This window comes from Streptomyces sp. NPDC014623 (assembly GCF_043088245.1).
GTDB lineage: Bacteria > Actinomycetota > Actinomycetes > Streptomycetales > Streptomycetaceae > Streptomyces.
The window spans coordinates 44,427-62,612 of record NZ_JBIBZU010000011.1 but is presented as its reverse complement, the minus strand read 5'-3'; the positions used below and the strand labels follow the sequence as shown (position 1 = coordinate 62,612).

Sequence of the window (18,186 nt, the reverse complement as noted above, 5' to 3'; positions counted from 1 at the left end):
GCGTACGCGTCGCGTCCCGATCCCTCAACGTGCACTCCCCCTTGACCGGAAAGGCCATCTCATGACCGAGACGAGAAGCATTCCCATCGGCGGCCGGGCCGCCGGATGCCCGTTCGCCCCCGTTGCCGAGCTGTACGACGCGCAGAAGGACGACGAGCTGAGCCGCGTCAAGATGCCCAGCCCGATGCTGGGCGAGTTCGACGCGGTGGTCGTCGCCCGCTACGAGGACGTCAAGGAGGTGCTCGCGGACGACCGGCTGCACATGGGCGGCTCCATGCCGTACCAGCCGGGCAACCTGCTGAGCTACGACGGCCCCGAGCACACCCGGCTGCGGCGCATGCTGACCGCGTCGTTCACCACCAAGCGGGCGCGCGAGCTGCGGCCGAGCATCGAGACCGTGGTCGATTCCGCGCTGGACACGCTGGAGGGGGCCGGCCGGGGCGCGGACCTGGTGCAGTTCTTCAGCACCCCGATCCCGACGCTCGTCATCTGCGAACTGCTGGGTGTGCCCTACAGCGACCGCGAAGGGTTCCAGCGCCGTACCGCTCTCGCGCTGGACTTCAGCCAGAGCCGTGAAGTCCAGATGGAGAAAGCCGCCGAGATGATGGCCTACATGGCCGGGCTCGTGGCGCAGCACCGGAAGGACCCGGGTGACAACGTGCTGGGTCGCGTGGTGCGGGACTTCGGCGACCAGCTGAGTGACGAGGAACTCGCCGGTATCGGCAACATGCTGCTCATCGCCGGGCACGAGACGATCGCCAACACCCTTTCGGCGAGCGTCGCCCTGCTCCTCCAGCACCCCGAGCAGCTCGCGGCGGTACGCGACGACCCCTCGGTGACCGACAACGCCGTCGAGGAACTGCTGCGGTACACCGCCCCGGCCACCATCCTGCCGCGGCAGGCGGTCGGGGACATCCGCGTGCGCGACCAGGAGATCAAGGAGGGCGAGCACGTCGTGGCGTCCGTGCTGGCCGCCAACCGGGACCTCGGCGCAGCCGACGAGGAGGACAGGGACTGGGACAGCCTGGACGTGCGCCGGCCCCCGCAGCGCCACCTCACCTTCGGCTTCGGGCCGCACCAGTGCCTGGGCCAGCAACTGGCGCGTATGGAACTGCGCGTCGCCCTGCCGGCCCTGTTCAACAGGTTCCCCGCACTGCGTTCGGCGGTGCCGCACGACGAGCTGGAGTACCGCACCAACGCGCTGGTCTTCGGTGTGAACGCCCTGCCGGTCACCTGGTGAGCGGCAGCGAGAGGGGGACGACGATGAAGGTCGAGGTCGACGAGGGCAGATGTCTCTCCGTCGGGAACTGCGCGCTGTACGCGCCGTCGGTCTTCGACCAGAACGACGACGACGGCAGGGTGGCGCTGCTCGACGCGACGCCGCCGGAGCACAAGCACGCACAGGTCCGGAAGGCGGCCTCACGGTGCCCGGCCGCCGTCATCGTCCTGCACGAGAACACGTCGGATCACGGCGAGTGACCAGCTCGGCCAGTGATCCGTCCGCAGCACAGGGGAAGAGCGATGTTTGACGTAGAAGTGCCCGTCCTGGTGGTCGGCGGTGGTGGGTGTGGACTCGCCGCGTCGGTCTTCCTGGCCGACGTGGGGGTGCGCCACCTCGTGGTGGAGCGTCGCGAGTCGACGTCGGTCCTGCCCAGGGCGCATTACCTGAACCAGCGCACCATGGAGATCTTCCGGCAGCACGGCATCGCCGACGACGTCTACCGGATCAGTTGCCCGCTCCCGAACATGAGCGAGGTGGCCTGGCGCACCTCGCTGGGCGGCGACGGCCCCGTGGACGGGCGGGAGCTGTACCGGATGGACGCCTTCGGCGGCGGCAGCACCGCCGGGCCCTACGCCGCCGACAGCACGGGGCCCTCGACCAACCTCCCGCAGCACCGGCTCGAACCGCTGCTGCGCCGGCACGCGGAGAGACGGGCTCCCGGCAGCCTGTTGTTCAACCATCAGCTGGAGGAGTTCACCCAGGACGAGAGCGGGGTCCTGGCGCGGGTGACCGACCGGGTCACCGGGGAGACGGGCACCGTCCGTGCCCGGTACCTGCTGGGTGCCGACGGCGGCAGGAGCGTCGGCAGGACGCTCGGCATCCCGATGGACGGCGCCGGCGGCGGGTTCACCATCATCTCGGTCCACTTCAGCGCGGACCTCTCCCGCTGGTGGAGCGACCCGGTGCTGATGACCCACATCTTCGGCCTCGACGGCGAGGTCTCGGTACTCGTCGCGTCCGGGCCCGAGTGGGGCTCGTCGTCCGAGGAATGGGCACTGCACTTCCGGGTACCGCCCGGCACGAGCGCGGGCGGCCTCGACACGGGGGCGATCACGAGCCGGGTGCGGGAACTGCTGAAGCTGCCGGAGGACCTCGGCATACGGATCCACCATGTGAGCGAGTACCGGCCGGAGGCCGTCGTGGCCCGGTCGTTCCGGTCCGGCCGCGCCTTCCTGGCCGGCGACGCCGCGCACCGGCAGCCGCCCGCCGCCGGCGGCGGCCTGAACACGGCGATCCAGGACGTGCACAACCTCGCCTGGAAGTTCAAGGCCGTGCTCGACGGCCGGGCCGGCGACGCGTTGCTCGACTCCTACGAGGCGGAACGGCTTCCCGTCGCCCGGCGCAACGTCGGCTGGGCGATGGGCTGTCTGCTCAATTACGGCCTCCTGTTCGCGGCCCTGGGCATGGCGCACGGGAAACCGGAGGCAACCGAGGCCGCCATCCGCGAACTGCTGGCCGACACACCGATGGGTGAGACCCGGCGGGCCGTGGTGCGGGAGGCGTTCGGCACCCAGCGCATCGAGTACCAGGCACACGACATCGAGATCGGTCACCACTACACGGCCGGTGCGGTGCTCCCGGACGGCACCCCGCCGCCGCCCCGGGACCCGATGGGCGCGGTCCACCGTCCGACGACCCGGCCGGGACACCGGCTCCCGCACGTGTGGCTGCGGCACGGCGACACCCGGCTCTCCACACACGACCTGGTCGGTGGCGACGGCGGTTTCGTGCTGATCACCGGGCCGCTGGGCGAGGGCTGGGCGGCCGCGGCCAAGAAGGCCGCGGACACCCACGGGGTGGCGCTCACCGTGGTGCCCGTCGGCAGTGGGCCCGACGCGGCGGGCCCCTGGGACGCCGAGGGCGCATGGGCCGCGGTGAGGGAGATCGACGACGACGGTGCCGTTCTGGTGCGGCCGGACCAGCACGTCGCCTGGCGCAGTGTCCGGGGGAGCCGGCACGCCGATCAGGAACTCGACGCGACGTTCGGCCGGCTCCTCGGCCGGTCCGGCGCCACGAACAGCGGGAGCTGACCATGCCCTCCACCGACGGCGAGCGTCTCGTCCAGGACTTCCTGACGTCGATGGGGCCGGCCCCGGCCGATGTCCGCGCGGCCGTGGACGGCTACCTGACCGACGACTGCGTGTGGGAGAACCCCGGCTCCCCGGTGTGCCGGGGAAAGGCGGAGATCCTCCGGCTCATGCCGTCCGACTTCGCACGGCTGGAGGTGGAGTTCCGGCACGTGGCCACGGCCGGGGGCACCGTCCTGACCGAGCGCGTGGAGAACATGCTCCGCGTCGACGGCACCCCCATCGCGCTGAACCTGAAGGTGATGGGGGCCTTCGAACTGCGGGCCGGCCGGATCAGCGCCTGGCGGGACTACTTCGACTTCACCCACCTCATCACCGAGAGCCCGGAATGGTGACCATGACAGACATCCGAACGGACCCGGCGGAACTGCGGGCCGAACTGGTGGAAAGGGTCCACAAGTTCGGTCCCGTCTTCGCGGACGGTGTCGCGGAGGGGGAGCGGGAGCGGCGGCTGCCCGACGCCACGGTCCGGGCCATCGACCAGTCACAGCTGGGCATGATCTGGACCGCGAGGGCCTACGGCGGTCTCGAGGCCGACGTCCGGACCATGAGCGAGGTCGCCAAGGCCCTCTCCCACTACTGCCCGTCCACCTCGTGGGTGGTCAACAACATCAACGGCTCCAACCTGCTCGCCGCGAAGTTCCCGCAGGCGGCCCGGGACGAGGTCTTCGGGGCCGACCCCGGTGCCAAGCTGGCTTCGATCTTCGCGGCTGCGGGCACCGCGGTACGCACCGACGGCGGCTATGTGCTCTCGGGCACCTGGCCGTACGGCACCGGCATCCTGCACGACGACTGGGCGATCCTGGTCGCCCGGGAGCTGAACGGTGAAGGGGAGCCCGTCGGCGGGCTCTCCGTGCTGGTGCCCGTCGCGGACCTGACCATCGAGGACACCTGGCACACCGTCGGCATGCGTGCCACCGGCAGCCACACCGCCGTGCTCCGGGACGCGTTCGTCCCCGAGCACCGGGTGATCTCCGGCGAGGCGCAACGCGGGCGGGAGAACGCCACCGACGTCAGCCTGCCGCCGTTGTTCCGTACGGCGGCGATCGCGGCCATGGCCGTCGTCTGCGCCTCCGTGGTGCTCGGCGCCGGCCAGGCGGCCCGCGCCTTCGTCGTGGAGAAGGCGCCCACCCGGGGCATCGCGCCCACCAAGTACACCAGCCAGACGGACTCACGGACCTTCGTGTCCTCGCTCGGCAGGACGGCTCTGTCGATCGACGCCGCCGAGATGCACGTGAACCGGGCGGCGACCGCGCTCGACGAGGCCGCCTACGGGGCCGTCCCGCTGCCGGAGAGCGAACTCCTGCGTATCCGCGGCGACGTCGGCCAGGCGGTCAGCCTGGTGACCACGGCGCTCGACGAGTTGCTGTGGGCGCACGGCGCGGGGTCCTTCGCCGAGTCGAACCCGTTGCAGCGGTACTGGCGGGACGCCAACACCGCGGCCCGCCACGCGATGCTCAACGTCCACGTCGGCCACGAACTGTACGGCGGGTCGTTCTTCGGCCTGGAGCCCATCGTGCCCAGCCTCTGACCCGTCCTCTGCCTGTTGCCTGTCCCGCCCGTCCCGCCCCGCCCGTCCGGCCCCGACCCACGAGGGATCTCCATGTCCTGGCTGCCCCCCTTCCTCATCCCGATGTCGGAGGTCCCACCGGTCACGGTGGGGGCGGCCGACGTCCCGGACGTACTCTTCGCGGCGGTCGCCGGGCCGACCGCGCTGGGCTGGATGGTGACGTACATCCTGTCGATCCGGCAGGCGTCCCGGGACCGGTACGTGGGAATACCCGCCTACCTGGTGGCGGTCAACATCGCCTGGGAGTTCAGCCTGACCTTCCTGCTGGAGCAGACGCCGACCCAGCGGCAGATCAACTTCCTCTGGCTCGTCTTCAACGTCGTCCTGCTGTACCAGGCACTGCGGTACGGGCCGCGCGACTATCCGGGCCTGTCGGCGAGGGCCTTCCGGTGGACACTCGCCGGTGTGCTGGTGTGGGCGTCGGTGGTCGTCATGGTCGGTGCGAACGAGTTCCACGACATCGACGGCATGTACACCGGGATGATCATCCAGGTTCCGCTGAGCGCCTCGTTCATCTTCCTGCTCAGGCGGCGCGGGTCCAGTGCGGGACAGTCGATGTACATCGCCGTCGCGAAGACCGTGGGTTCTCTCTTCGCCGGACTGACCGCCTTCGTCGTCTATCCTTCCCACCACCTGCTCCAGGTGCTGGTGCCGACCTATGTGGCTCTGGACCTGGCCTATGTGGTGCTGTTGCACAAGGCGATGCGCCGGGAGGGACGGCCGCCGTGGGCCTTTCGCACGCCGACGGCCGTCACCGGGGCTCCGGCGGGGGCCTCGTCCACGGGTCCCGGGGCCGGGCAGGCGCCTCGTGCGGGCGTCGGCCCCGGGTCAGATGACGCCACTGCGTAAGGCGTACGCCACCGCGTGAGGCCGGTTGCGGAGGTTCAGGCGCTGGGTGACCCCGAAGACGACGCGTTTGACCGCCCGTTCCGACAGGCACATGCGGACGGCTATCTCGGCGGTGTCCAGGCCCTCCGACATCAGCCGCAGCACATCGATCTCCCGAGGGGTCAGCCCGGAGGTGTGCAGGCCGTGCGGGGAGAGGACCTCGCGCTGCATCCGTTCGAACTGCCGGAGCAGTTCGCCCAGCAGCTTCGAGGGGAGCACGCCCCCGCCGGCCGCGGCGGTCAGCACCGCCTCCTCGATACGGCTGCTGGTGGCGGCGACCCGTGGCAGTACCGCGACCACGTTGCACTCCACCGCGGTCAGCAGGTCGGAACGGTCGATCTCCGACGGGATGAGGACCACCGGTACGCGTAAGGAGTTCTTGAACTTGCGCAGGAGCGACGTCACTTCCACGGTCATGCGCTCGGTGACGACCACGGCCACGTCTGCCGGGCCGGGGCCGTCCACCGTGACGACCTCGATGTTCGGCGCGGCACCGAGCTGACTGCTGACCGCCGAATGCGTCAGCGGATCCGGCGCCCGGACCAGCGTCCTCACCGGACGTATCGTGGTTTCGGCGGTTCTGGTTTTGGCGATCATGGCAAGCCTCCAGGAAATGAGCAGCGCGGCAGCCGGAGCGTTCGTGCCCGGTCGCGGGCACGGGGCCGCCCGGACCGTCGTCGCTCTTCGCTTTTCCTCCGTTTGTGCGGCCTCATCCGCTCAATGGGGCCGGAAAGGACGACGGGGCGTGGTCACCCGACCACAGGGGCGGGTGACCACGGGCCGGGCGCGCGGGTGGCCGGGGGAGGGGCGCCGGAGGTCGCTCCGGTGTTGCCGAAGCCCCGTCGCGAAGCCGGAGTTCGGGGTACGTTCAGCGTTGGTTCACATACTGGAAACACGTCAAAACTCCCCGAGTGTGGTCCAATACCGGTCATTGTCAGTCGGAAAGGCGACGTCAATGACCTTACTGTGGTCCACTTCGGGGAGCCGGTTGATCGACCTGTTTCTGTTCCCTCCAGGGGAATCCCTCATTCAGCCCGTGACGACCGTGACGGAGCCTCCGGTTTCCTGGTCCATCGTCTCGGCGAGATTCAGGGCCTCCTCGATGAGGGTCTCCACGATGCGGTGCTCGGGAACGGTCTTGATGACCTTGCCCCTGACGAAGATCTGGCCCTTGCCGTTGCCGGACGCCACTCCGAGGTCGGCCTCGCGCGCCTCCCCGGGACCGTTGACCACACACCCCATCACGGCGACCCGCAAGGGCACCTCCATGCCCTCCAGACCGGCGGTGACCTCGTCGGCGAGCTTGTAGACGTCCACCTGCGCCCGGCCGCACGAGGGGCAGGAGACGATCTCCAGTTTGCGGGGCCGCAGATTGAGCGACTGGAGGATCTGGGAACCGACCTTGACCTCCTCCACCGGAGGAGCCGAGAGGGAGACACGGATGGTGTCGCCGATGCCCTGGCGCAGCAGCGTCCCGAAGGCGACGGCGGACTTGACGGTGCCCTGGAACGCCGGCCCCGCCTCGGTGACGCCCAGGTGCAGCGGGTAGTCGCACTGCTCGGCGAGGATCTCGTAGGCGCGGATCATGACCACGGGGTCGTTGTGCTTGACCGAGATCTTCAGCTCGTGGAAATCGTGCTCCGCGAAGAGCGACGCCTCCCACAGCGCGGATTCGGCCAGCGCCTCCGGGGTGGCCTTCCCGTACTTGCGCATCAGACGTGCGTCCAGCGACCCGGCGTTCACCCCGATCCGGATCGGGGTGCCGTGGTCCTTGGCCGCACGGGCGATCTCGCCCACCTTGTCGTCGAACTTCTTGATGTTGCCGGGATTGACACGCACCGCGGCGCAGCCGGCCTCGATGGCCGCGAAGACGTACTTCGGCTGGAAGTGGATGTCGGCGATGACCGGGATCTTCGACTTCCGGGCGATCAGGGGCAGCGCCTCGGCGTCGTCCGCGCTCGGGCAGGCGACGCGGACGATGTCGCAGCCGGCGGCGGTGAGCTCGGCGATCTGCTGCAGGGTGGCGTTGACGTCGGCGGTGACGGTCGTCGTCATCGACTGCACCGAGACGGGGTGGTCACTGCCCACCCCGACCGCCCCGACCCGCAACTGGCGGGTTCTGCGGCGGTCGGCGAGCGTGATGGGCGGCGAAGCGGGCATACCGAGTGCTACCTGGGTCACCGTGGTGTCCTCTCCCGACGAGGTGCGGGTGCGTGTGATGTCGCCGCGGCGTTGTGCAGGGCGAGCGCGGTTCCGGCGACGGACTGCGCGGTGAGACCGTGTTCGGCGAGGATGGCCGGCCGTTCACCGTGGCTGAGGAACTCGCGGGGCAGTCCCAGGGCGTGCACCGGCGTGGACACCCGGGCGTCGGCGCACGCCTGGGCCAGGGCCGCGCCCACCCCTCCGGTGCGCACCCCGTCCTCGACGGAGAGCGTCAGCTGGTGCCGGGCGGCCAGATGGACCAGGACAGGATTGACCGGCAGCACCCAGCGCGGGTCGACGACCGTGACCCCGACGCCCTCGGCGGCCAGCAGCTCCGCCGCGCGCAGCGCGGTGTCCGCGAGCACCCCGGTGCTGACGAGCAGGACGTCCAGCGGCCGGGACCGGGTGCGGTGCAGGATGTCCACGCCCTCCATGCGGTTCAGAGCGGGGATCTCCGGACCCGCGCCCCCCTTGGGGAAGCGCAGCGCCGTGGGGCCGTCCCGCGTGTCCAGCGCCTCGTCCAGCAGTTCCGCGAGCTGGACGGGGTCGCGCGGCGAGGCGACGCGCATGCCCGGCACCGTGCCCAGCAGGGCGAGATCCCACATGCCGTGGTGGCTGGGCCCGTCGGGGCCGGTGACACCCGCACGGTCCAGGACGAAGGTCACCGGCAGCTCGTGCAGAGCCACGTCCATCATGATCTGGTCCACGGCCCGGTTGAGGAACGTGGCGTACAGGCAGACCACCGGATGCAGGCCGCCCATGGCCATCCCCGCGGCGCTGGTGACCGCGTGCTGCTCGGCGATACCGAGGTCGAACACCCGGTCCGGGAAGCGCTGGGCGAACCGGTGCAGACCGACCGGCCGCAGCATCGCGGCGGTCAGCGCCACGACGTCGGGCCGTACTTCACCGATCCGCTCCATCTCACCGCCGAACGTTCCGGTCCACGAGGGGGCGGAACCGCCCAGTGACCGGCCCGTGGCGGAATCGATGACGCCGATACCGTGCATGCGGTCGGCTTCGTCGTTCTCGGCGTGGGCGTACCCCCGGCCTTTCTCGGTGACGCAGTGGACCACGACCGGACCGTCCAGCTCCGCCGCCCGGCGGCACGCCTGCTCGACGGCGGCGATGTCGTGCCCGTCCACGGGACCGAGATAGGCGAAGCCGATGGTCTCGAAGAGGGTGGGGCCCTGGTGCAGACCGGCACGCAGTGCGGTCAGGTGCTCGGCCAGCCCGCCGATCGTGGGGTCGTAGGAGCGGCCGTTGTCGTTGAGGACGACGACCACCGGGCCGGCACCGCGGCCCAGGTTGTTCATGGCTTCCCAGGCCATGCCGCCGGTCAGCGCGCCGTCCCCGGTGACCGCGACCACGCGACGGTGGTCCTCACCGAGCAGCCGCCGGGCCTTGGCCAGGCCGTCCGCGTAGGACAGCGCCGTGGAGGCGTGCGAGTTCTCCACGAGATCGTGCTCGGACTCCTCGCGGAGCGGATAGCCGGACAGGCCCCCGGCCGTGCGCAACGAGTCGAAGGCGGCCTGCCGGCCGGTGAGTATCTTGTGGACGTAGGACTGGTGCCCGGTGTCGAACACCATCCGGTCCGTGGGTGAGTCGAACACCCGGTGCAGCGCGATGGTCAGTTCCACCACGCCGAGGTTCGGGCCGAGGTGCCCACCGGCCGCGCAGACCTTCTCGACCAGGAACTCCCTGATCTCGCGTGCCAGTACGGGCAGTTGGTCCGGATGCAGGCTCTTGACGCTCTCGGGGCCGGTGATACGGCCGAGCACAGAGGGTGACACGTCTCTCCTTGCTCAGCTGGGACGGCCGTCCGCCGACCGGTGCGTGGTGTCGCGCACCGTCGAGGGAAGGTCGAAATGGATGTCTTCGCGGGTGATCTCACGTTCCTCGACGGTGACCGGACCGAAGGTCTTCAACCAGGTCACGACCTCCGTCACCAGGGCGGGTGGCGCCGAGGCACCGGCCGTGAGCCCTATCGTCCGCACGTCCTGCAGCCACTCCGGCCGGATGTCGGCGGCACGGTCGATCAGCTCGGCGCGGGTGTCCTCGCGACGCGCCATCTCCACCAGGCGGACCGAGTTGGAGGAGTTCTCCGAACCGACGACCAGGACGAGGTCCGACTCGGCGACGATCGCCTTGAGCGCGGCCTGCCGGTTGGTGGTGGCGTAGCAGATGTCGTCGGACGGCGGCTCCTGGAGCAGCGGGAACTTCTCTCTCAGGGCCCCGACGACCTCCGCGGTCTCGTCGACGGCCAGCGTGGTCTGGGTGAGGTAGGACACGTTCCGCCCGTCGGATCCGGACAGTTCGCGCACCTCGTCGGCCGTCTCGACCAGCACCATGGACTCCGGTGCCTCGCCGAGGGTGCCCTCGACCTCCTCGTGCCCCGCGTGTCCCACGAGGACGATGGTGTCGCCCCGGGCGGCGAAACGGCGCGCCTCGGCATGCACCTTGGCGACCAGGGGACAGGTTCCGTCGATCACGTCCAGACCGCGCCGGTCCGCCTCCTCGCGCACCGCGGGTGAGACTCCGTGCGCGGAGAACACCACCGTCGAGTGGTCGGGCACCTCGTCCAGTTCGTCGACGAACACCGCGCCACGTGCCGCGAGGTCGTCGACGACGGTGACGTTGTGCACGATCTGCTTGCGCACGTAGACAGGGGCGCCGCGCAGGTCCAGCGCCCGCTCGACGATCTCGATGGCCCGCTCGACACCCGCACAGAAGGATCGAGGACCAGCCAGCAGGACGCGGCGGGTCACGCCACCGGCCGCGTACACATCCGAGCTCACATTAGCCACGCCTGGGAGACTAGGGAGGACGAGGCGCAGCCCTCAACGTCCGTTTCCACTTTCCGGAACGACCATGGAAACAGCGGCCCGGGCCACCGGACCCGGGCCGGGACCGCCAAAAGGGCCTGATGTCGTGGACCCACGGGCCAGCAAGCCCGGCCGATCTTGAGTTCGCCGTGCGCGCGCAGGTAGGCATGGACCGGACGGACGTGCCTCAGCGACAGGAGTTCCGCGTGGACGACGAGCGAGATCCTCCGACGCCCGGATCCGCAGGCGGCCCGCTGCGCAAAGCGCTCGCCGTCCTGGAGGTCCTGGCCGAGGCGGCGCGGCCGCTGACCCTGTCGGAGCTGTCACGCCTGGTGGACCTCCCCAAGTCCACACTGCACCGCTTGATGCGGGTGCTCACCGACAACGGCCTCGCCGTGCGGAAGGAGTCGAAGTCCTACGAACTCGGCACCTACTTACACCGGTTGGCGGACACCGGCGGCCCCGGGTCGGCGCAGTGGCTCAACTACCCGATCACTCCCTTCCTGATCGAACTGTTCCAACTGACGAACCGGATCGTCAGCCTCGGCACGCTGTCGGGCGCCAAGGTCCAGCACGTCGGCACCCTCTACGGTCAGGAGCACGTCCGTCTGGCGATGGCGCTGCGGCAGCCGGTTCCGGCACACCGTTCGGCGGCGGGCAGGCTTCTGCTCGCGATGGCCAAGCGGAACCCGGCCGACCTGTTCGCCACCACGATGCCCGGCTCCCGCGTGATCCCGGCCAGAACGGACGCGATGCGGCGCGAGTTCGAACGCATTCGTCGGACCGGCCTGTCCTACGCCAGGAGCGAGCACATTCCCGGACTGGTCGAACTGGCGGCCCCGGTCCGCCTGGGCAGGGCCGGCCCGATGGCCGCGATCGTGGTGGGCGACACGGTCACGAACCGGGATCTGCGCAGCGTCGCACGGGTCCTGCTGGACACGGTGGACGCCATCGAGCAGGACCTCGTCTGCTCGGCGAGATGATCCGGCCGGCGACCGGCAGGTCCTCCCCGAGGAGGCGGTGGAGTCCGCCACCGGCGACGTGCCCGACGGTGCCGTGGAGGAACCGGGAGTTCCGCCGTATCGGCGTCACCTGTCCGGATGTTGCCCGTACCCCTGTCCGAGGTGCGGCGGTGGCGGGACGTACCGGTGCGCGCGGTTCCCTGCCATGGCGAACCAGGCGTTCGAGCCCCGCAGGAGCAGCAGGACGAAGACCGCGACGTACCCGAGGACCGCGAGGGCCGTGGTCAGGTAGACGGCTTGGTACGCCCACTGGGGGTAGATCTCGGCGAAACCGGGGAACGGGTCCTGGTACTGCCCCGCACCCATGCTCTCCCTCAGCCGCTGCGACTCCTCCGAGAGCCGGCTCAGGGTGGCCTGTGAGCTCGCGGTCAGGAGGCCCCGGCCCGTGGCCAGTGCTGCGAACAGCGCCGTGGCGACGAGGACCGTGACGCGTGCCCGTGGTCTGGGCAGCCGGATGGCGAAGGCCAGGCCGATCAGGAGCACCGCGACGGCCACCAGGGCCACGACCATGATGACGGTCGGCCCCGCGGCGGTGTCCGGCAGTTCGGGAAACGCCACGTCGATGCCGTACGGAGCAGTCTGCTCCTCCATGATCCGCTGGTAGTCGTCGAGCCACTTCAAGGTGGCCTGGTACATCCGGATCTCCACGACAGCGGCCACGAGGGTGACGACCGCGACGCCCACCAGGACGGCCAGGGCGGTGGTGACGGCGGCCGGCCGACGTCGATGTGCGTCCTGGAGCAGCGGCTGCGGCGCCGGCCAGTGGGGAGGAGGGGGCGGGGCGCCGGGCGGCAGGTGCGGATGGCCGGAAGGCGCGGGCGGGTGAGCGGGAGGCGGGGGCAGGTCCGGGGGAGAGGGGGCCGGGTCACCGGGAGGGGCGGCCTGTCGGGTGTGCGGCGGGTCCTGGTGAACGGCCGGTGGGGGAGCCGGGGGCGGCGTGACAGGGGGGCGCGCACTCTGCCGGGCGGACCTCGTGGAGCGGAAGTACCTGTGGGAGGCGGGCAGCGCCAGGAGGGTGACCGAGGCGAGCGTCAGCAGCAGCATCCCGGCGGCCACGATCCGGGTCATGTCGCCGTACCAGGGCACGGAGTCGGGGAAGCCGACGGTGAACAGCGCGATGTCGAAGCAGACGCACACCCCGCCGACGGCCCAGGTCGCCACCCGCGCCCCTTGCCGCCCCCGTCCGTCGAGCAGGGACAGCAGCAGGCAGACGCCGCCGAACGCGACGGTGAGCACGGCGAACGCGATCAGACCGTACGAGGCGAGGTCCCCCGCCGCGCTGTCGGCTGCCTCCTCGCTCCGGCGGTGGCGGAACTCGGGGACGGCGAACAGTGTGCCGACCGCCGAGACCAGGGCCAGCGCGGCCACCCCGGCGAACAGGTAGCCCGCCGCGAACACGGCCCCCGGCGGCCTCGGAGGTGCCGGTGCCAGGGGCGGTTGGTTCGTCGCAGTCACCGGGCGGCCCCCGTCGGTGAGCCGGTCCGGCGGCGCCACCACAGCACACCGCCCGTCACGAGCCAGACGGTGAGCGGCGCCGCGCCCAGCACGTGGAACAGGCTTTTCGACGTTGCCGGTTCGGGACCGGCGAACGCCTCGGCGTAGGGGACGGCGGTGGTCTGACCGCCGAGCCACACGTCGCTTCCCTCGGTGCTCGGCGCGTCCAGCGCATCGTGTGCCGTGGCCTTCAGCGCGGCGTGTTCCTTTGCGAACGTGGCGGCGCTCAGACGGTTCTGGCTGATCCGGGTGAAGTCCACGCCGCCGTAGACGTACGTGTCGGTGTAGACGAGGTCGCCCTTGGTGGTGGTGCGCTTCACCTTGAACTCGCCGTTCTTGTACGACTGGACGTAGCGGTCGAAGACCTCACGGGGCGTCCACTTCTCCTGGGAGGCCCAGCGGCTGATGTCACCCTTACCGATGAGGTCCGAGTACGCGGTGTGCTTGTCGGCGCTGCGCTTGCGGAACCACTCGGCGGCGACCCGGCTGGCGTAGACCCGGCGCAGATCGGCGTACTCGGGCGCGGTGTTCACCGCGTTCTGGACCTGCGGCAGGATCGTCGTGCGGTACAGCGCCTCGTTGTGCCGGGTGCCGGCCTCGTCCTGTTGTCCGCAGCCGGTGTTGCCGCCGACGCCCGAGGTCTTGATGACCTCCGACTCCATCTTCACCTGCAGCGGCGCCTCCAGGATGTACAGCTCGTCGTCGTTGTCGCGGACGGTGGCCGTGCCGGGCACGATCCACTGCCTCATGGACACGCACTTGGTCTCGCCCCGCAGCGAGTCCCAGAACTTCTTGCCGCCCGGGGTGTTCGGGTGGATGAACTTCGCCACCGACTTCTTCATCGCCAGGTCGGCCTCCAGCAGCACCCGCCCGGCGTCGGTCCTGCCGAACTTCTCGTCGATGATCCGGTCGGGCTCGTCCGGGTTGAGGTTGACCGTGAACGCGGACGGCGGGAGCGCCAGCCAGACGAAGAACGAGTCCGAGGCGAGCCGTGCGGTGCGCCGGCCGCCGAAGGCCGGCTCGTCGGTCGTCAGGGCGTCGGCCTTGAACGCGTACTGCACACCGGAGCCGTTGTGGTAGGTGTCGGAGACGTAGCGCAGCTCCAGCGTCGAGAAGTCGACGCCGCCCAGGTCCTCGGCCAGTTCGGGGTGGCCGGATTCCGCGGCGAGTTGCTTGTCGACCTGACGCAGCTCGGCGGCCTGTTCCGGGGTGTCCCCGGAGCCGGCGATCTCCGCCGGCGCCGCGGCCGGGGCCTGGTATTGGTCAGGGGCTCGCAGGATGTCGTCGGCAGCCGCACCGCCCTGAGGCCCGCTGTCCTGCGGGCCGCCCTTGGGCGTGCCGCCGCCGTCAGGACCGTTGCCGTCGGGACCGCCGCCGTCGGGATCGTTGCCGCCGGGATCGCTGTCGGCCGGACGGGTCGGGAACTGGTCGTTCGGGTCGGTCGGCGGACCGCCCGTGTTGATCACCTTCTTCTGCGCCGGCACCACGACGTAATCGATACCGGCCTCCATGAGCAGCCTCTTGGACTTCGTGCTCGGCGGTACGGCGAAGAGGTACACCAGCCGCCGGGGGGCGGCCTTCCCCCGCTCGGCCTCGACGAACGCCTTGTCCCGTGCCAGTTCTTTTTCGCTGATGCCGCTGCCGGACTTGAGCTCGTAGTACAGGCCGAGTCCCACGTTGGCCAAGTCGTAGTAGCGGTTCACTTCAGGGACGTGCAACTCGGTCTGCCAGCCGTGGTTCGCACCGAGCTTGAGTCGTTCCACCACATGCCGGACGAAGGCTTTGCCCTGGTTGTCGTTGCCCTGATTCGGAACGTATCTCCGGAGCCACTTGTGCCAGGGCGCCACGGGGCTCGGCCGATCACCCACGGGATTGGCGAGGTACTTGTTGAGCTCCTTGGCCTTGTCCCGCTGGTAGTCCTGCCGTCGTTTCAGGGCGTGCTGCCAGAAACCCGAGATCGTGGCCCTCTTGTCGAGCACTGCCGCCGCCACCTCGTGGGCCTTCGGCTCCGCTCGGCCACGCAGCCACTCGGCGGGGTTCTCGTACTCGTACGTCTGCTTCTTGCCCATCGGGGCCGGACGGGACCCGCCCGGCAGTGTCTCCGGATCCGGCGCGGGTCCGTCGAAGCTGGGCAGCGGCACCGGCTTCGGTGCGGCCACGCCCGGGCCCGCCAAGCCGAGCGGCCCGCACAGTGCCGCCAGGGTCACCGCGATCAACCACGTTCGGACTCGACGGCGTCCGCTCACGAGCAACTCCCCCTGCAGATATAGGCATTGGCCAACCTAGCGACACATGTCCGCCGGGGGGACAGGTTCAAGTGAGCCGATCGTAGGCGTGTCGAAGCACACCCGGCGCGCGGTCGGCGAGTGCGACCTGGATCAGCAGGAACGGCACCGCGACCGTCCCGTCCGGGATCAGCTGGTCCAGGAAGGGGCGCCCGACGAACATGTTGTCCCCGTCCGGCTCACCCGGGTGGTAGCACCACTGCGCGCGCATCGCCGGCCGCAGCACCTCTCCGAGGTACCAGGAGGCCCCCTCGGCGAAGTCCGGGTCCTCCGCCAACTCGTCCGGTCCGGACGCCCGTCGACGCGCCGCCGCCTCGAGCTCGTCCAGGGATGCCCGGCTGAAGTCCCAGAGCCCGGGCCGCTCCGCGTACGTGGCGAGCCAGGCCGGCAGGCCCGCTGCGTGCTTCGCCAGCCACGCGTCCAGATACGGCGAGTCGAACGTGGCCGCCGGGTCCTGATCGAGACCCGGGGTCGGCTCCTTGACCGGCGTCCAGCCGGGTGCGGCAGCCTGCTTCTCGGCGACCGCCTGCTCCAGTTCCCGCAGGCTGCGGCCGAACTCGTCTCCGTCCCGGCGCCGCCGGGCCTCTTCGACCAGCTCCGCCGGGCAGACGGACGGCAGGCCCAGCTCCGGGTCCGGCGTCACGACCGGAAGCCCCCGCCGCTCGTCCCAGGCCCAGCTCCCGCCGGCCGCCGACAGCAGGGCTTCACCGAGGAATCCGGCTACCCGCTCCAGGAAGTCCGCCCCGGGCTCGGTCCGGGTCAGCAGCTCCGCCTCCAGGCGAGCCGACGACGCCGGTGAGTGGTCCGTCAGCGAGCCGTCCGGCCACTCGAAGTCCACCAAGCCGGCCAGCCGGGGCTGCATACTCTCCAGCCAGTCCTCCAACGGATCCACAGCGACTCCCGCCAGCCGGCCCGCGGGGCTCCGCAGGTTCCGGACCCATCGTCCGTCGTGAAGGCCGCCGCGCACAACGCCTCGCAGTCGGGCTCCCAGGCGTCGGCACGGCATGGACTCGGACCACCGCACTCCGCACAGAACGCGCGGTGAGCCGCTCCCGTGAAGACCGACGCGCTCGTGTCCGTCTGGCTCGGCGTCAGTGCTGACGCTCTCGTAGCCATGTACAAGTCGCATTTCGCGATCACGCAGGCTTTCGACGCCACGACATGGTTCGACGCCAGAGAGTGACGGATTGCAGGCGTTGGACACATCTGCGGCTTCGGCCGGAGAACGTCAGCGCCCCGCACCGGGCGGGTCCGGCGCGGGGCGTGAGGGTCAGCTCTGGGCGGCGTAGGCGACGAAGTCGTCCCACGCGGTGAGGGAGAGGGCGAGCTCGGGGCTCAACCGGTCCTTTGAGTCGCGGACGTGGATTGCCTCCATCCCCCTCGCTACCTCGACGCAGGCGTCACCGTCGGAACCGCTGTAGCTGCTCTTGAACCAAGCCCGTTCGTCGATGCTGCTCATAGCGCTCCTCGCAGTTGCTTCAGCAGGCTCCTGGAGTCCTCGGAGGTGAGAGCCTGTGAGCGCAGTTTCGCATACCGCTGGAGAGTGATGCTGACCTCCTTCGGGTCCGCGATCAACATGCCGCCACGCTGCCCTTCTGCGTAACCGAACCACTTGTTTTCCTGTGATTCCAGGAGCATCAACGGGCCGTCGAACCCGGCGTGGTCCGGCTGGCAGCGCGGCATGATCTGCAACTCGACGTTGAATTGCAACGACCGCTCCACGAGGCTGTCGAGCAACTCCCGCATCACGTCCGGTCCTCCCGTGCCACGCTCGATGACGGCCTGTTCGACGATGAAGCTGAACGCGATCGGTGGCTTGCGATCAAACAGGTGTTGGCGCTCCAACCGCGCCATCACCTGCTCAGCCACCTGCTCCTCGTCTTTCACGGGTGGCACGCTCACTGTCACGGATCGCGCATAGCGCTCAGTCTGGAGCAGTCCGGGGACCACTCGGCACTCGTAGGTCCACAAGGTCACCGCCTGGGTCTCCAGCCGCGCCCACTGCCGGAACCAACTCGCCAGCCCAGCCTGCCGCGACAGGTGCGGCGCCGCCTTCCGCAGTGCCCCCGTGTTCCCGAGCGCGGCCTCTGCGCGCTCCACGAAGTCGCGGTCCGGCATCCGGCGACCCTGCTCGATCGAGGCGACCGTGTGTTTGGAGAAGCGGACATGGTCGCCGAACTCCTCGCGGGAGAGCCCCGCGTGTTCTCGCAGGGCCTGGACGAACGCGCCGAACGTGCGCAGGCTGTCCGACTTGCCGGGCTCGGTGCCGGCTCCAGCGCCTGTTCCACCCGCAACCGTTCCCGCAAAGCTGTCGTCCGTGTTCTCGTAGGCCACCGTGGCCACCTTTCGCGCGCACCGCCCCGTCGTACCGCTTCCGATCGGCTCCATCGTCAGGCCGGGCGCTTCGTACTGTCCACTCACCGTGTGCGTACGCTGACACAGCGTACGCACGGCGAGGCTGGTGCGAGCCGGAGTTCGCCCTCATGGGGTGGCGGCGCCGCGCAGTCCCCGTCGCGTCCGCCATCCCCGGCTCC

Annotated in this window: 17 protein-coding genes; 8 read left to right on the top strand and 9 right to left on the bottom strand. The window is 70.2% G+C overall.

Annotated elements, in window-relative coordinates; translation table 11 throughout:
- The first annotated feature begins 61 nt into the window (after positions 1 to 61).
- The 6 genes from ACF1FZ_RS19075 (at position 62) to ACF1FZ_RS19050 (ending at position 5,788) form a co-directional block, all read left to right on the top strand.
- Positions 62 to 1,240, top strand: coding sequence for a cytochrome P450 (locus tag ACF1FZ_RS19075; RefSeq protein ID WP_391774553.1), 1,179 nt, complete (start codon positions 62 to 64; stop codon positions 1,238 to 1,240).
- On the top strand, positions 1,237 to 1,479 hold the full coding sequence (locus tag ACF1FZ_RS19070) for a ferredoxin (RefSeq protein ID WP_391774552.1): 243 nt from the start codon (positions 1,237 to 1,239) through the stop codon (positions 1,477 to 1,479). The genes ACF1FZ_RS19075 and ACF1FZ_RS19070 overlap by 4 nt, the downstream gene beginning before the upstream one ends.
- Before the next feature lie 42 nt (positions 1,480 to 1,521).
- Complete coding sequence (locus ACF1FZ_RS19065; RefSeq protein ID WP_391774551.1) at positions 1,522 to 3,312, top strand: FAD-dependent monooxygenase; 1,791 nt, start codon at positions 1,522 to 1,524, stop codon at positions 3,310 to 3,312.
- Between the two features lie 2 nt (positions 3,313 to 3,314).
- Positions 3,315 to 3,704 (top strand): limonene-1,2-epoxide hydrolase family protein, encoded by a 390-nt coding sequence (locus ACF1FZ_RS19060; RefSeq protein ID WP_391774550.1) that lies wholly within the window; start codon positions 3,315 to 3,317, stop codon positions 3,702 to 3,704.
- A gap of 2 nt (positions 3,705 to 3,706) precedes the next feature.
- On the top strand, positions 3,707 to 4,900 hold the full coding sequence (locus ACF1FZ_RS19055) for a hypothetical protein (protein ID WP_391774549.1): 1,194 nt from the start codon (positions 3,707 to 3,709) through the stop codon (positions 4,898 to 4,900).
- Between the two features lie 72 nt (positions 4,901 to 4,972).
- Positions 4,973 to 5,788 (top strand): hypothetical protein, encoded by an 816-nt coding sequence (locus ACF1FZ_RS19050; RefSeq protein WP_391774548.1) that lies wholly within the window; start codon positions 4,973 to 4,975, stop codon positions 5,786 to 5,788.
- Here the strand turns inward: ACF1FZ_RS19050 and ACF1FZ_RS19045 are convergent.
- From ACF1FZ_RS19045 to ACF1FZ_RS19030, 4 genes are all read right to left on the bottom strand, one after another.
- Positions 5,768 to 6,382 carry a response regulator transcription factor gene (locus tag ACF1FZ_RS19045; protein WP_391774547.1) on the bottom strand — a complete coding sequence of 205 codons (615 nt, stop codon included), beginning with the start codon at positions 6,380 to 6,382 and terminating at the stop codon, positions 5,768 to 5,770. The genes ACF1FZ_RS19050 and ACF1FZ_RS19045 overlap by 21 nt on opposite strands.
- 474 nt (positions 6,383 to 6,856) lie before the next feature.
- The gene (gene ispG, locus ACF1FZ_RS19040; RefSeq protein ID WP_391774546.1) at positions 6,857 to 8,008 is read right to left on the bottom strand and encodes a flavodoxin-dependent (E)-4-hydroxy-3-methylbut-2-enyl-diphosphate synthase; all 1,152 of its coding nucleotides are present in this window, start codon (positions 8,006 to 8,008) and stop codon (positions 6,857 to 6,859) included.
- Positions 8,005 to 9,819 (bottom strand): 1-deoxy-D-xylulose-5-phosphate synthase, encoded by a 1,815-nt coding sequence (locus tag ACF1FZ_RS19035; RefSeq protein ID WP_391774545.1) that lies wholly within the window; start codon positions 9,817 to 9,819, stop codon positions 8,005 to 8,007. Before ACF1FZ_RS19035 ends, ispG begins: the two co-directional genes overlap by 4 nt.
- A 12-nt stretch (positions 9,820 to 9,831) precedes the next feature.
- Positions 9,832 to 10,833, bottom strand: a complete 1,002-nt coding sequence (locus tag ACF1FZ_RS19030; protein WP_391774544.1) for a 4-hydroxy-3-methylbut-2-enyl diphosphate reductase — start codon at positions 10,831 to 10,833, stop codon at positions 9,832 to 9,834.
- A 224-nt stretch (positions 10,834 to 11,057) separates the two neighbouring features.
- Here ACF1FZ_RS19030 and ACF1FZ_RS19025 point away from each other — a divergent pair, with 224 nt between their 5' ends.
- Positions 11,058 to 11,834 (top strand): IclR family transcriptional regulator, encoded by a 777-nt coding sequence (locus tag ACF1FZ_RS19025; RefSeq protein WP_391774543.1) that lies wholly within the window; start codon positions 11,058 to 11,060, stop codon positions 11,832 to 11,834.
- A 105-nt stretch (positions 11,835 to 11,939) separates the two neighbouring features.
- On the opposite strand, the gene ACF1FZ_RS19020 is transcribed toward ACF1FZ_RS19025, so the two are convergent.
- The 3 genes from ACF1FZ_RS19020 to ACF1FZ_RS19010 all read right to left on the bottom strand — a co-directional run bounded on the left by ACF1FZ_RS19020 (position 11,940) and on the right by ACF1FZ_RS19010 (position 16,544).
- Positions 11,940 to 13,328, bottom strand: coding sequence for a hypothetical protein (locus ACF1FZ_RS19020; RefSeq protein ID WP_391774542.1), 1,389 nt, complete (start codon positions 13,326 to 13,328; stop codon positions 11,940 to 11,942).
- Complete coding sequence (locus ACF1FZ_RS19015) at positions 13,325 to 15,613, bottom strand: hypothetical protein (RefSeq protein WP_391774541.1); 2,289 nt, start codon at positions 15,611 to 15,613, stop codon at positions 13,325 to 13,327. Before ACF1FZ_RS19015 ends, ACF1FZ_RS19020 begins: the two co-directional genes overlap by 4 nt.
- A gap of 67 nt (positions 15,614 to 15,680) precedes the next feature.
- Positions 15,681 to 16,544 (bottom strand): hypothetical protein, encoded by an 864-nt coding sequence (locus ACF1FZ_RS19010; protein WP_391774540.1) that lies wholly within the window; start codon positions 16,542 to 16,544, stop codon positions 15,681 to 15,683.
- 162 nt (positions 16,545 to 16,706) lie between these two features.
- Between ACF1FZ_RS19010 and ACF1FZ_RS19005 the strand changes: the two genes are divergently transcribed.
- A complete protein-coding gene (locus ACF1FZ_RS19005; RefSeq protein ID WP_391774539.1) occupies positions 16,707 to 16,835 on the top strand; it encodes a hypothetical protein in 129 nt (42 codons plus the stop codon).
- 87 nt (positions 16,836 to 16,922) lie between these two features.
- On the opposite strand, the gene ACF1FZ_RS19000 is transcribed toward ACF1FZ_RS19005, so the two are convergent.
- Positions 16,923 to 17,111, bottom strand: coding sequence for a DUF397 domain-containing protein (locus ACF1FZ_RS19000; protein WP_391774538.1), 189 nt, complete (start codon positions 17,109 to 17,111; stop codon positions 16,923 to 16,925).
- On the bottom strand, positions 17,108 to 17,986 hold the full coding sequence (locus ACF1FZ_RS18995) for a helix-turn-helix domain-containing protein (RefSeq protein WP_391774537.1): 879 nt from the start codon (positions 17,984 to 17,986) through the stop codon (positions 17,108 to 17,110). The genes ACF1FZ_RS19000 and ACF1FZ_RS18995 overlap by 4 nt, the downstream gene beginning before the upstream one ends.
- Positions 17,987 to 18,186 lie beyond the last annotated feature (200 nt).

Excerpts from the sequence above, each read along its gene's own strand:
- ACF1FZ_RS19075 (WP_391774553.1), top strand. The coding sequence starts at position 62 with ATGACCGAGACGAGAAGCATTCCCATCGGCGGCCGGGCCGCCGGATGC.
- ACF1FZ_RS19065 (WP_391774551.1), top strand. The coding sequence starts at position 1,522 with ATGTTTGACGTAGAAGTGCCCGTCCTGGTGGTCGGCGGTGGTGGGTGT.
- ACF1FZ_RS19060 (WP_391774550.1), top strand. The coding sequence starts at position 3,315 with ATGCCCTCCACCGACGGCGAGCGTCTCGTCCAGGACTTCCTGACGTCG.
- ACF1FZ_RS19055 (WP_391774549.1), top strand. The coding sequence starts at position 3,707 with ATGACAGACATCCGAACGGACCCGGCGGAACTGCGGGCCGAACTGGTG.
- ACF1FZ_RS19050 (WP_391774548.1), top strand. The coding sequence starts at position 4,973 with ATGTCCTGGCTGCCCCCCTTCCTCATCCCGATGTCGGAGGTCCCACCG.
- ACF1FZ_RS19000 (WP_391774538.1), bottom strand. The coding sequence starts at position 17,111 with ATGAGCAGCATCGACGAACGGGCTTGGTTCAAGAGCAGCTACAGCGGT.